Consider the following 12,720-nt stretch of genomic DNA (forward strand, 5'->3'; position numbering starts at 1 on the left):
ATTTAGATCTCTAACTGCTGGTTTTTGGTTGTTTTAGGAGTTTTTGCTTTAGGTGCTGCTGATATCACTTTATTCTTTAATTGGGTAAGGTGATCGACACTCAAACCTTTGACATCAAAGTCACTGGGAGTGGTCACCGTGCCTTTTTGCGCTGTCTCAAAGGCGACTTGAACGACACGTTTGATTGCTTCTTGAAGCGCCTTTTTAAAATTAAACGCGGTCTCAGGCGGTAATTGAGCGTCAATTTTGATCCGCAGTTTCTTATCTTGAATAAGGGCATTAATGTCTAGCAATAAATGACTGGTATTGCGGTGATCCACCGTACTTGTTTGCAGTGAACCATCAATTTGCCACTCAGATTGCGTTGCGTTTGATAGCTGACCAAGATAATTAAAGCTCAAAGGGGGAAGCTGCCATTGAGGGTTATGAGCATGATGGGCCCCAAAGCCCACACCTTTGTTAGGCACTTTTCTTAATGCCTCTTTAACTTGAATAATGGTCTGGTTGATAGTCGTGGCAGTATTGAGCTTTAAAGGATACAAGCTTGTAAACCATCCAACGGTGTTGTTGATATCTAAGTCATCACACCATAACTCTCGGCCGTGGCTTTCTAGCGTAATAATTGGGCTAGATTGTTGTAATGACGTGCCAAGACTTATGGCCAGAGCACTGAGTAACAATTCTTCGATATTGGTGTTGAATCCTTTGTTCGCTGACGTCAAAAGTTGGTCAGTGAATTGGTTATCAAATTCAAGCCATTGAGTTTGCTTTTCATGGGCTTTGTCTGGTAATTGTGGGGCATGGCTTAACGTATCCAACCAAAACTGCTGTTCATCAGCATGTAATTGAGCATAGTTAGACATCGCATTTACCCATTGACGATAGCTGCTTCTTTTCTCAATGAGTGGTTGTTCTTGTAACAGACTTTGTAAGTCTTGCGCAATGATGCGCCATGAGACAGCGTCAATAAGTAAATGATGTACAGCAAAGAAAACACGATTGAAGGTCTGTGAGTCATCAGTTAATAATATGGCTTGCCACAAGGGACCGTCGGTTAAGTTAAAGTTGGCTTGGTAGTCATTTAATTGTGCAATGAGCGTATCTTCACTGAGCGCAGTCGTATCAATGCTAAGCAGTTCGGCCATACCAGTTTCTAGCACATATTGCTGTAGGTGATTTTCAGTATCAAAGCGACAGCGCAGCATATCATGCTGCGTACTTAGCTGTTCAAGGGCATGTGATAGTGCATCATAACTCACTGACTTAGGGACGAGTACACTAAAGCATTGGTTCCAGTAATTTGGATTCTCTAACGCTAAATTAAAGAACCACGACTGGATCGGAAGGAGTGAAAAGGATCCTGTTAGCGCACCTGTTTCTGTTACTATATGTCGTTGGTTTTCTTTTAAATCGATTATTCTCAGTGCTAATGTTTGTGCGCAAGTACATTCAAAAATGTCTTTCACTTGTAACTCAATTGACTGCTTTCTGAGTTGCGCGACAAGTTGAATGGTGAGAATTGAATCACCACCGATATTGAAAAAGTCGTCTTTGACGCCGACTTTCTCTCGACCCAATAACGATGCGAACGCATTACATAAGATTTGCTCAAGCTCTGATGTAGGCTCACAGTATTGACTATCACTTTCGAAGGTTGGCAAAGGCAGTGCTTTACGGTCAATTTTACCGTTACTAGTTAAGGGAATTTCATCTAACTCTGTAATGGTTTTTGGGCACATATAATCAGGCAAGTTTGCGACTAAATATGTGCGCAGCTCTGAGGTTGATATCTCTTTATTTGCGGATTTTTTAACATACGCGGCTAAGTACTTAGAGGCTTGCTCTTGTCTATCAATAACGACAGCCTGGTCAACACTTGCATGCTGGCTTAAAATACTTTCTATTTCTCCCAATTCTATTCGATACCCGCGTATCTTTACTTGGCCATCATTTCGGCCGATGTATTCAAGTTCACCCTGTGGCAGTTGCCTAACAACATCACCTGTTTTATAGAGACGGTTGTAGCCAATACTTTGTTCATCAGCAGTTGCAAATGGATTTGAGATAAAGCGCTCAGTTGAGAGGTCATCGCGATTTAAATACCCACGTGCTAACCCAGCTCCCCCAACATAGAGTTCACCTAGAGCACCGACCTCGGTTTGCTGCATGTGTGAGTTGAGTACATAAGCAGTCATATCACTAATAGGACGGCCAATAAAGGATGCTTTGGTGTTGCTGTGTACTGTGAGCTCTTTGTAAGTTACGTGCACGGTCGTTTCTGTAATACCATACATGTTGATGAGCAAAGGGTGATTGTCGCCATAGTGTTGCCACCAAGGAAGGAGCATTTCAGAGTTGAGTTTGTCACCGCCAAAAATAACGAACCGCAATGCACTAAAGTCTAACGATTGCTCAATAGCTTGATTGCTAAATTCATAAAAAGCACTCGGTGTTTGGTTTAATACCGATATTTTTTGTTGTGAGCATGTTTTAGCAAATGCGGCAAAATCTCTGATCTGTGACTTTTTAGGAATGAATAAGGCCCCCCCATGGAGCAGTGCGCCCCACATCTCCCAGACGCTAAAGTCGAATGTATAAGCGTGGTAAAGTACCCACCGATCTGAATGAGTAAATTGAAAGTTCTGTGCTGTAGAGGTGAACAACCTAAGGACGTTATGATGTGTTTGCATGACGCCTTTTGGTTTTCCTGTGGTTCCCGAGGTGTATATGATGTAGGCAATATCTTGGCTTTGTGGCCCAGATTCAGCGAAACACTGACTGCATTCCATAGCTGCATCAACTTCAATTAATTGCGTTGTTATATTAAGCAGTTCAATTTTTTGCTGAACTTCTTGGTGCAACTCACTATCGATGATGAGTAGGGCAGGTGCAGTATCTTGTAGAATGAAATCAGTACGAGTACTGGCATGATCCGGAGACAATGGGATGTATACAGCGCCCACTTTAACAATCGCTAAAATGGCAATTAGCATATCAACGCTCGGCTCCATATAAAGCGCAATGTGTGCCTGAGCGGGCGTCTGCCCGAGATGCTCAAAGCGGGCATTAATAAGGTTGGCTACTTGATTTGAACGTTGTTCAAGCTCTCGGTAGCTAAGTTGTGTATGCTCAGTAAAAATTGCGATATTGTCAGGATGAGTATTCACTTGTTGCTGGAATGTGTGGCTAAGAGAAGTCATCTCGGTGTAGTTTTCAGCTGCATTATTACCATGACTCAGTAACGTATTCTTCTCTGCTTGAGTCAGAATTGGTAAGCTTGCGATACAGCCTTGTTGTTGGCTTTGCAGCGCTTGTAAAAACCGAAATTGCACATCCCCAAATCGCGACAAGGTTTCAGGTGCAAACATTGCTTTATTAGCGACAATTTTTCGACCTAAGCCACCAGAAGTTTCAAAGTGTGTGAATTCAATATCAAATTGCGCAATACTTGGTTCGACCGGAATACCTTTGACGATCACATGCTGTTGACCAAGCTGAGTTTGATAACCTTTACGACCAATCATAAGTGGCGTAATGTCTGCGCGTATACCTTTTGTTTTGAGTTTTGCAAGATAATTACAGGTTACATTTATGTATTTTGCCGCGTTACTGTTGGGCTCGTGACTCAGTAATAACTGTGTGAGCCCACTAGATACTTTCAATACAAGTTCAGACAAACTGAGTGTATCTATGTCAGAAATAGAAAGTGGCTCGACATCAGAGTAATGACCTAGTAGCAAGCGTGTTTTTCTGGTACGTCTTGCCATAGGAATACCAATGGTTAAATCGGTTTGACCTGTCATGTGATATAAGGTGGCAAATGTACTTGCGAGCACGACACTAAACGCGGTTACACCATAGTGCTTCGCTGATTCTTTTACCCAGTCGAGCCCTTCGCAGCTTTCCACTCGCGTTGACACCCCATCGAAATGATGTTCAGTTGGTATTGTATCGGGTGTAAAAAATTCAACCGGAAATAGGTCTAAATCAACATCACTGGTCTTATCTTGGTATGAATATTTGTATTGAACGTCCAATAAATCGTGCGCACAGTTGTCTAATACCGATTCTAGGCATGCTAATAAGTCACTGACGAGTACTTGCAAAGACCATTGATCGCAATTGATATGGTGGCCTTTGATCACAAGTATATGCTGGCTATCGTCATTCAATAAATAAAATTGAAAGGTTTCTTTTTCAATGTCAATTGTCTGTTCAATTAACTGCTTGGCGATATGTGTAGGAGGTTGCTCACGTAAGTCTTTGGGCACATCTAAGAACGAGAATAAACCATTTTTAATTGCAAGTTGTGGATGATCATCCCCTTGCGAAATTGAGCTATGAATGACAGGGTGGCGATCAATCAGTAACCTTAACGCTTGGTTAAACTGTTCACGCTCAATTTGGCCACTAAAAGACAGCGCACACGCGACATTGTAGACAGGGTTTAAAGCATCAAGTTGCTGCGCTTGCCACACATGTAGCTGCCGATGGCTTAGCGTTTGTAGTTCAACTTGTGATATATGCTGAGTCATTTATCAATCCTTTCTTAAAATGGTTAGCAAAGCGGCATTGGCCACTTATCGTTGTAATTATTATTTGGTGGAGTTGAGTTTATTTGTTGATTTTCAAACGAATGAAGTAGGTCAATTACGGTATGTCTTTGATTCTCAATATACATATGGTCACCGTTGAACTGGTGAAAACAATGTTTAACACAAAATTGAGGCCATGAAGCAATACTCCTATGTGGAACTACAGTGTCTTTATTGGCATGTAAGATATGCACGGGCATTGTTAATAACGCATCTTTTGTCGTAGTAGGCGGGAATTCTGCTAACTTAAAGTCGCTTCTGAATACGTCTGTAATGAGTTTTGCGACATCATCAGTTAACTTCCTATTAGGCAGTAAACCATGCTCAATTAAAGCGTGATAAAGTGCTGTGTCACAGAGCTGACTATAGTGCGTATGCGGCTTTTGTTGTGGGGCGCGACATGCAGAAAGAAACAAAGCTGACGGCAGTACTTTCTGCTTTTTAATTTGATCGCAGGTCAAGTAATACGCGATCATGGCACCAAGGCTGTGACCAAAGAACACTGACTTATTATTTTCATTTAGAACGACTTCGTGATTGAGATACTCCAAAAGAGCAGGCCACTGATCCAATGGTACAGTACCTGCTTTTATTCCGCGTCCCGGTAAGTCCACTGCGTGAAGTGTCCAGTTATTAGGCAGCAATGTTTGCCATTGCCGATATAACACAGACGAACCACCAGCATGATGAAAACAATATAAGTCAACCTTGTTCACAGCTTCATCTCCAAGCAAGGTGTGAAGGCGATACATTGACCATTTAGCAGCGAATTAGTCGTTACAAAATCAGTGATATAGCGTGTTATTTCTTGGTAACTGCTGACTAATGGGCGTGCACCTAGCACGCCGCCTTTTAATTCACGTTTGCGCTTTTTGGCCTGCTTAGTATCTGCGGCCATCATAGGTAGAACGAAACTGTTTGCAGTAAACCCCGTGCCCTGATACTCGCGTGCTAACGTCATCATGAAGGCGTTTTGAGCATGATTGCAGACACTTGATGTTGCACTGTGTTGGTAATTCAAAGTGTCTGACTGCATGAGGAACACTAAGTTTCCACCGTAGACACGAAAGCCGTCAGCCAAGGCTTTCATAGCTTGAAAGCCTTGATTTAAGTGCCGAGTAATAGCAAAACCAGCTGCTGTATCTGTTGTGACTGCGCGCTCATCAATATTATTTACGGCATGAATAACATGCAAAGGAGATTGCTCTGCACGTTGGTCAATAAAGTCACTTAATGCATTACTTAACTCAACTTGAACGGTGTCGTTAAACTTAAATTGTGGTAACTGGGTGAACTGGACAGATAAATTATCTGCTGGGTTGATCAGTACCACTAGGTGTTGCTGCGCAATAAGTGTTTCAATTGCGTGCGCATCAAATTCATTGTTCGCATGAAAATACAAATATGTACGAGAGGTCATACTGCAAGGCCTCCATCTAAACGCACAACAGCACCAGTTTGATAGTTTGAAGCAGTAGATGCTAGGTATAGTGTGGCATCGGATATTTCCTGTACACTTCCTACTCTGCCAAGTGCAGTATGCGATAGCACGGGTTCAATAATAGATTGAGGTATATGGTCAATCATATCGGTGCTAATAAAAGTGGGCGAGAGGGCATTACAGTAAATGCCATCTTTACCATATTGGCGGGCAACAGTCCGTGTTAACCCGATAATAGCGCCTTTGGAGCACGCATAATTGGCTTGACCTTCTCTGCCACTCACGCCACTTTGAGATACCATATTAATAATTTTGCCTTTTTGAGCTTTTTGCATATGCGGCAAAACCGCTTGTGTTAAATGCAATGTGCCCAAAAAATTAGTAGAGAGGACGTGGTCAAATTGTGCAAACGACATTGTTTGAAATAGGGCATCTTGTGCTACCCCTGCGTTATTGATTAAGACATCGATTTTTTGATGACGGGCAATAATTTCGGTAATAGCAGAGGTAATAAAAGCTTGATCTGTTACTGAACCTGAAAGTTGCGTGAAACGGTCACTTTCCAGGCCATCAATCGGGTCTGTAGAGCGACATATTCCGTAAACTTGAGCGCCTTCTTGTAAAAAAGAATGCGCAAGACCTTTACCTATACCGCGTGATACACCGGTTATTAAAACAATTTGCTGACTAAACACGTCTGTTTCCTTACTAATTTACGTAACTAATAACTAAATCGGCTTTTGCGACAAGTTCATCATCAACATAAGCCTGTGCTTTGAATTTGGCCATACTGCCAAATTCCGTCGTAAGATTTGACACTACTTTAATGATGTCTCCTGGGTGTACTGGCCGAGAGAATTTTGCTTTTTCAATACAAGAAAGCATGCCACCAGATTTACCCGTACCGCAGCACAACCCGCTGATCTGAGCCATTGTTTCAATGATCAGAACGCCAGGGAAAATAGGCTGATCAGGGAAGTGTCCTTCTAGACCCGGCTCGTTGTGAGAGACAAACTTCAGTCCAACAATTTGTACTGAAGGCGTCAATTCAACAATTTTGTCGGCAAATTTGAATGGTGCCTTATGTGGTAAGTTATCTGTGATCATGCTTTTTCATCTCCCCAATCAAAGCAAAGGTAAACAATTATGAAGAACACGATGCTCGTGGCGGCTAAAATATATAGCTGCTTCGCAACACTTGCTAAGTCTGCTCCTTCGTTTGCCACCAATCGCAGCGCATCTAAAAACGCTGTAGTTGGTAAGTAAGACACAATTTCGCGAAGGAGGTCTGGGAAGTTAGCAGTATCAAAATAGATACCCGATAGAAACATTAAAGGGAAGTAGAGTAAGTTTGATATTCCAGAAGACACCTCAACTCGCTGACTTCTGGCACCAACCAGTACGCCCAACATACAAATACAGAATGAGCCAAGTGTCATTACAGCCACAATATTTATGATGCTGCCTTGTAACGAGTAATTGAATAATAAATTAAAGGCTACAAATAAGATTATCATCTGAAAAACAAGAAGAAATAGTCGAGCTAATACAATACCAATGATATAGTCCCGGCGCTTAAATGGAGACAGACGCATACGCTTGAAAAAACCATTCTGTCTATCTGATACCAAGCTATTTGCAACAGATACTAAAGCGAGACCAAGAATTTGTAATACGATGATTCCAGGGATCAACCAATCCGTGTATCTGTAGCCTTTAATGCTGATCACTGAACTGTGAACTTCTTGATCCTGTGCAGCTGCCTTTAAGTGCATAAGGTAATTGCGGGCTTTTAAGGTTTCGTCAGAATTGTGTGTCGAAAACATGGAATTTGGCGTGAGATAGACTTGAGGACGCAACTGGCTTTGCAGTGTGCGTAGCAAGTCACTTGGATGCTCAATAGGCTGCTCTACATCTGCATCAATAAATGTTTGTTCTAGCGCTTCTGATTCAGGTTGGTTGAGCGAAGTCACAGACACCAGCGGATCTTGGCGCATAGCTTTTAACCAAGCAGCATCAACTTTTGCTTCATGCATGACCACAACGTTAACTGGTGTCATATGCGAGCCACCAGAAAATGCCTGGATCAGTAAAAGTGCAATTAAAATTGGCAAACCAAAGGTCCAAAGCAGCACGGCTCTGTCTCTAAAGAACGGCCTTATATTGATTAGCATTAACTGCCAAAACGGATAGAGTTTAGCTGGAGTTGCGTTATGCATAACTTTCCCTTGAAATTGAAGATCCTGTTAACTTTAAAAATACGTCGTTGAGTGTGGCTTTTCGTGGTTCTTTAATAATGGGCGCTTCGAACGTACGATTGATAATGTCGTTAGGGCGACCAGCCTCGATAATTTTCCCTGAATTAATAATGGCTAAGTTGTCACATAGGAATTCCGCTTCATCCATATAGTGCGTTGTCATCAAAATGCAGGTACCAGATTCTTTTAAATCTTTGATGATATGCCAGAAGTCTTGTCGGCTAGTCGGATCAAGCCCAGTGGTCGGCTCATCGAGAAAAACCAATCGAGGTTGTCCAACAACCGCCATGGCTAAAAAGACGCGTTGTTTCTGACCACCACTTAACTCACTTAACCATGCATCTTTTTTCTCGAGCAAATTGAAACGCTCGAGTAATTCCAGTATGGGCGTATAGTTTTGATAGAAGCTTGCAAACAGTTCAACACACTCCTTAACTTTGAGTTTGTCGTACAGGTTGTTGTGTTGCATGACACCTCCCATCAGGCCACGCAATTGTGTTTCATGTTTTTGCCATGTGTAGCCAAATAAAGTGATTTCTCCAGAGGTCGGCTTACGCAAACCTTGAAGAATTTCTAAAGTGGTTGTTTTTCCGGCACCATTTGGGCCTAGTAAACCAAAACATTCGCCTTCTTGAACCGAAAATGAGACATCATCGACTGCTACTTTATTGGTCCGTGAATACACCTTTCGCAAAGATTTAACTTCTATGACGCTTGTCATGTGATTTCCTTATTTTTTAGACTTTTTAAAATACAGGCGCTCAGTGCCCCAGTAAGATTGACGCTGACTACTAAGGCATATTGCGATTTATTCATTTGCAACGCTTGGTGAATTGAAGGGCCGATTGCACAGGTCACAGAAGCGGGTTTATTTTGTGTAATTCTCGCTTGTGGGAAGGCTTTATCTAAATAAGTAAGCAGTGGAGGTATGTGGCTATCGTCCAGTACGGTTAAGTAAATATCTTCAATCGTAACCCCTTGTGTTTGCAGTGTATTTAATTGAGTGAGGCAATGAGCATCATTTTGGCTATCGGTAATATTCAAGCACTTTATGACTTCTGCAATAGGGTTATCGTTCGGTGTTAATTGTGTTTCGTTGGCAAGTACTAGGCTACAACTGTAGGCCCCTTGATTTAATGGCTCAATTGGTGCTGTTTCAAATGCTGTTTTGCTGATGGTATTAATATCTTCAGCGCTACAAACAACCCCGTATGCTTGCCTTCCTTCTCGCAAATGAGCGTAGGCAAGGTTGAGGGCTTGTAGGTGGTCATTACCTAGATCACTAATACAGGTCGCACTGCCTTTAAAGCCAAATGTAATAGCAAGTTGACCAAGAGTAGCGTTAACGACAGTATTAGGGAAAACGGTGCTTTTTAGTTCACTAATGCCCTGTGTGAATAAGGTATTTATATTTTTATCAAGCACATCCGCAGAACCTAAAGAACAAGCGAAATAAGCCCCAAAACTATCAAACTCAGACTCGGTAAATGTTCGATTACAGTCTTGTAGCGCATAGGCTGTTGCACCCAATGCAAACTGTGAAACAGTGGTCATGCGTCTTTGAAAAAGTTTAGGGAAGTGATCTTTCAGTACAAAAGGGTTTGGTAAGGTAATTTCGGAGCTTTGACTCTGCAAGACAGTGGTGTCTGATAAATATGCACTACCAAGAATAAACACACGATGTGTAGGCACAGGCAGTGACTGGACATTATTTTTACTGACAATGAGCGTTGTATTGTGACCACCAAATGCAGAGTTGGTGACAGCAAAGTGTGCGGTATTTTGCTGCTTCACATCATTTATAATAAGGTTGTAGCCTTGACAATCGGGCCTGATATTCTCCCCATTTAAGGTGGCTGGTAGGAAACCATTGTCTATAGCGACGGCTGAAGAAATAAACTCAATCGCGCCTGCAGCGCCTAAAGTATGCCCGAAATAAGACTTTGAACTTGAGATAGGAACACGTTGAGCGAGTTCTTGGCCAATTGCATTGGTAATACCGTTTAGCTCAGAGCCATCATTTGCTGGTGTGCCAGTACCGTGACTATTGATGTACTCAAGTTGCTCTGCCGTTATAGCTGAGTATTTTAATGCCTGCTTGAAAGAACGGGTAACGCCAGCACCTTCTGGGTTCGGAGCAGTTGCATGAAACCCATCTAGGCTTGAGCCTGTCGCCAAAATACGATATTTAATGTCAACATGTCGGTTATGTGCGTGTGTCGCAGATTCTAATACTATAAATCCGGCACCCTCACCCAAACTCAGACCCGTCTTATCATCATAAGGAGAGCACACATCATTACTTAGCGATTGTACAGAATGAAACCCTCCATATACTAGCTCTGCGAGTGCGTCTGTTCCCCCTGCAATGACAATGTCCACTTCGTCAGATTCAATTAACCGTTTGCCATGCGCGATGGCGCTGCTACTGGCGGTACATGCAGACGTAAACGTGATGGTTGGGCCCAGTATATTGAAGTGAGATCTCACTGATTCGGTGATATGGTGCGGCGGAAAAAACTGACAACGTTCAGGTTGGTGATTTCTAATACCATTTAAAAATGAATATTGGCCACAATTTGCATTACCAAGACACAATGCGACGCGGACGTTCATTAACTGCTCACACGTCAAGTGTGCTTGTTCTAGGGCTTCTTCAATTGCCTGTATGGCAAAGTGCGTAGCTAAGTCTTGGTGCTCAAAATGATTGCCACTGATATTTTCTACCTGTTTAACGAGTGCCCCTTTGCGGTTTACCAATCCATCGGTTGAAAATCGTTCTATATCACCAACTCCGGACAGTCCTGCGACCATAGCTTGATGTAAAGATGAAGTACTTTCACCAATTGAACACAGTACACCGTACCCGGTAACTACTGCCGATTTATCTTGCTCAATCATGTATCATTTCCTTAAGCGCTGAAAGAGTGGTTTTGCCCATGTCATTAATGGGAAAGCTTTTTATAAAATTAATTTTAGGTATCGGGAGATCTACAAAGTGATGTTGAAAATCAGCAAAATCGGTTAATGACAGTTTGGGGCTTTCTACGAATGCAACGAGTTCACCACCTTTGATGTTGCGAGTATCTTCGATAAAGTAAACTTTGTTATTCAAATCACTAAACACATGACTTAGAACATCTTCTACCGCTTTGATTGAGACGCGTTTACCAGCGTATTTAAATATTTTGTCTAACCGACCAAGGTGTTCGAAGGTATTCTCATCAATGAAGTTGAGTTTATCTTGCAATGAAAACGTCGTTAGTCCAGACGCGAGAAAGGGAGACGTTATTTGATACTGTCCATTATCTGCTAGTTTGAAGTTGACGACGTTAAAACGCGTAAAATAGCGAGAGGTCGTTTTAAGCGTTCGGTATCCAAGCGCACCTGTCTCGGTGCTTCCAAGTACTTCAATTGCGGGACATATAAGTTGTTTTTCTTTTTGTATTTCTTCAAGTTTTGCCGTTCTTTGTGCACCAAATGCGGCACCTGAACTGACGAGCAACTTGGTTTTTGAGCATAGTTGTTCAGCAGCAAAGTCCCATAATGTAGGCGTGACAATACAGGCATTATTTTGCTGCTTAACAGGGCACAATTGTGGTGTATTACTGTGCTGATAATGAACGGGTATGTTAAGTTTTAATGGGAGCGCAAAGCCCCATACAAAGCCATACATATGGCGAAGGTCGACACAAGCCGTTATGTAGTCAACATCAGAAAAATCAAAGCTCTGAGTAAAAGTATCCGCTTCATTCAAGAGTGCTCTTATGGATTTAAACCATTGCTGTGGTGTTCCTGTACTGCCAGATGTTTCGAAACCAATGTTATTGTCGATTAACTCCATTTGCAGAAATGGCAATAATTGATGCCTGTTGTGGTTTATATTAGAGGGGTTTTTGGGTAACTGTTGCCATGAAAAGGCGTTATTTGGCGCATGTTTCGCGGCGCTCAATATAGGTGTATAACCAAGAGACAGCAGTACACAGACTGTTTTTATAATATCCAAAGGTGATGAGTCTTTAACGTACACGTGTCCAGACTCATTATTTGGTTTAATATCTATATTGGAATATGCAGCCAAGGCGATTAAATCTAATACACTCCCTTCAGACAGAGGTGTATTTTGGTTATCGTAAAAGTAACCTGTTTGCACTGGTAACGCTTGATGTTTTGCTGAATCAATAATGGCAGTCGCAAGCTGTTCAAGAGAAGGAAAACTTGGTTCAGATATTACTGATAGCGCAAAGGTTTTTTTGCACTGTGCATAAAGTTGCATTAGGTCTACAGAGTCTAGAAATACCGGGGTTTCTAATAAACTCTGAGAAATACTCAAATTTGCTGCTTGTTCTGGCAATACTTCTAAATCAGAAACAAGCATCACTTTGAGCTGCGTGATAATAGTATCGACTGACTGCATGGGATCCTT

At 42.0% G+C, this 12,720-nt stretch carries 9 protein-coding genes; all 9 read right to left on the reverse strand.

Features of this window, described 5'->3' with window-relative positions; translation table 11 throughout:
- Positions 1 to 2: 2 nt before the first annotated feature.
- From J8M01_RS06090 to J8M01_RS06130, 9 genes are read right to left on the reverse strand one after another with little or no spacing between them, the layout of a single operon-like run.
- Complete coding sequence (locus J8M01_RS06090) at positions 3 to 4,535, reverse strand: non-ribosomal peptide synthetase (protein ID WP_211057373.1); 4,533 nt, start codon at positions 4,533 to 4,535, stop codon at positions 3 to 5.
- Positions 4,536 to 4,558: 23 nt separating this feature from the next.
- On the reverse strand, positions 4,559 to 5,311 hold the full coding sequence (locus tag J8M01_RS06095) for an alpha/beta fold hydrolase (RefSeq protein ID WP_211057374.1): 753 nt from the start codon (positions 5,309 to 5,311) through the stop codon (positions 4,559 to 4,561).
- The gene (locus J8M01_RS06100; RefSeq protein ID WP_192509579.1) at positions 5,308 to 6,015 is read right to left on the reverse strand and encodes a hypothetical protein; all 708 of its coding nucleotides are present in this window, start codon (positions 6,013 to 6,015) and stop codon (positions 5,308 to 5,310) included. The genes J8M01_RS06095 and J8M01_RS06100 overlap by 4 nt, the downstream gene beginning before the upstream one ends.
- A complete protein-coding gene (locus J8M01_RS06105) occupies positions 6,012 to 6,731 on the reverse strand; it encodes an SDR family oxidoreductase (RefSeq protein WP_211057375.1) in 720 nt (239 codons plus the stop codon). Before J8M01_RS06105 ends, J8M01_RS06100 begins: the two co-directional genes overlap by 4 nt.
- A 13-nt stretch (positions 6,732 to 6,744) precedes the next feature.
- Positions 6,745 to 7,143 (reverse strand): 3-hydroxyacyl-ACP dehydratase FabZ, encoded by a 399-nt coding sequence (gene fabZ / locus J8M01_RS06110; RefSeq protein ID WP_192509581.1) that lies wholly within the window; start codon positions 7,141 to 7,143, stop codon positions 6,745 to 6,747.
- The gene (locus tag J8M01_RS06115) at positions 7,140 to 8,255 is read right to left on the reverse strand and encodes an ABC transporter permease (protein WP_192509582.1); all 1,116 of its coding nucleotides are present in this window, start codon (positions 8,253 to 8,255) and stop codon (positions 7,140 to 7,142) included. The genes fabZ and J8M01_RS06115 overlap by 4 nt, the downstream gene beginning before the upstream one ends.
- Positions 8,248 to 9,015, reverse strand: a complete 768-nt coding sequence (locus J8M01_RS06120; RefSeq protein WP_192509583.1) for an ABC transporter ATP-binding protein — start codon at positions 9,013 to 9,015, stop codon at positions 8,248 to 8,250. Before J8M01_RS06120 ends, J8M01_RS06115 begins: the two co-directional genes overlap by 8 nt.
- The gene (locus J8M01_RS06125; RefSeq protein ID WP_211057376.1) at positions 9,012 to 11,195 is read right to left on the reverse strand and encodes a beta-ketoacyl-[acyl-carrier-protein] synthase family protein; all 2,184 of its coding nucleotides are present in this window, start codon (positions 11,193 to 11,195) and stop codon (positions 9,012 to 9,014) included. The genes J8M01_RS06120 and J8M01_RS06125 overlap by 4 nt, the downstream gene beginning before the upstream one ends.
- Complete coding sequence (locus J8M01_RS06130; protein WP_192509585.1) at positions 11,188 to 12,711, reverse strand: AMP-binding protein; 1,524 nt, start codon at positions 12,709 to 12,711, stop codon at positions 11,188 to 11,190. Before J8M01_RS06130 ends, J8M01_RS06125 begins: the two co-directional genes overlap by 8 nt.
- Positions 12,712 to 12,720: the final 9 nt, after the last annotated feature.

This window comes from Pseudoalteromonas sp. MMG005 (assembly GCF_018101015.1).
Taxonomy (GTDB): Bacteria; Pseudomonadota; Gammaproteobacteria; order Enterobacterales; family Alteromonadaceae; genus Pseudoalteromonas; species Pseudoalteromonas aurantia.

Excerpts from the sequence above, each read along its gene's own strand:
- J8M01_RS06125 (WP_211057376.1), bottom strand. The coding sequence starts at position 11,195 with ATGATTGAGCAAGATAAATCGGCAGTAGTTACCGGGTACGGTGTACTG.
- J8M01_RS06100 (WP_192509579.1), bottom strand. The coding sequence starts at position 6,015 with ATGACCTCTCGTACATATTTGTATTTTCATGCGAACAATGAATTTGAT.
- J8M01_RS06115 (WP_192509582.1), bottom strand. The coding sequence starts at position 8,255 with ATGCATAACGCAACTCCAGCTAAACTCTATCCGTTTTGGCAGTTAATG.
- fabZ (WP_192509581.1), bottom strand. The coding sequence starts at position 7,143 with ATGATCACAGATAACTTACCACATAAGGCACCATTCAAATTTGCCGAC.
- J8M01_RS06130 (WP_192509585.1), bottom strand. The coding sequence starts at position 12,711 with ATGCAGTCAGTCGATACTATTATCACGCAGCTCAAAGTGATGCTTGTT.
- J8M01_RS06120 (WP_192509583.1), bottom strand. The coding sequence starts at position 9,015 with ATGACAAGCGTCATAGAAGTTAAATCTTTGCGAAAGGTGTATTCACGG.
- J8M01_RS06090 (WP_211057373.1), bottom strand. The coding sequence starts at position 4,535 with ATGACTCAGCATATATCACAAGTTGAACTACAAACGCTAAGCCATCGG.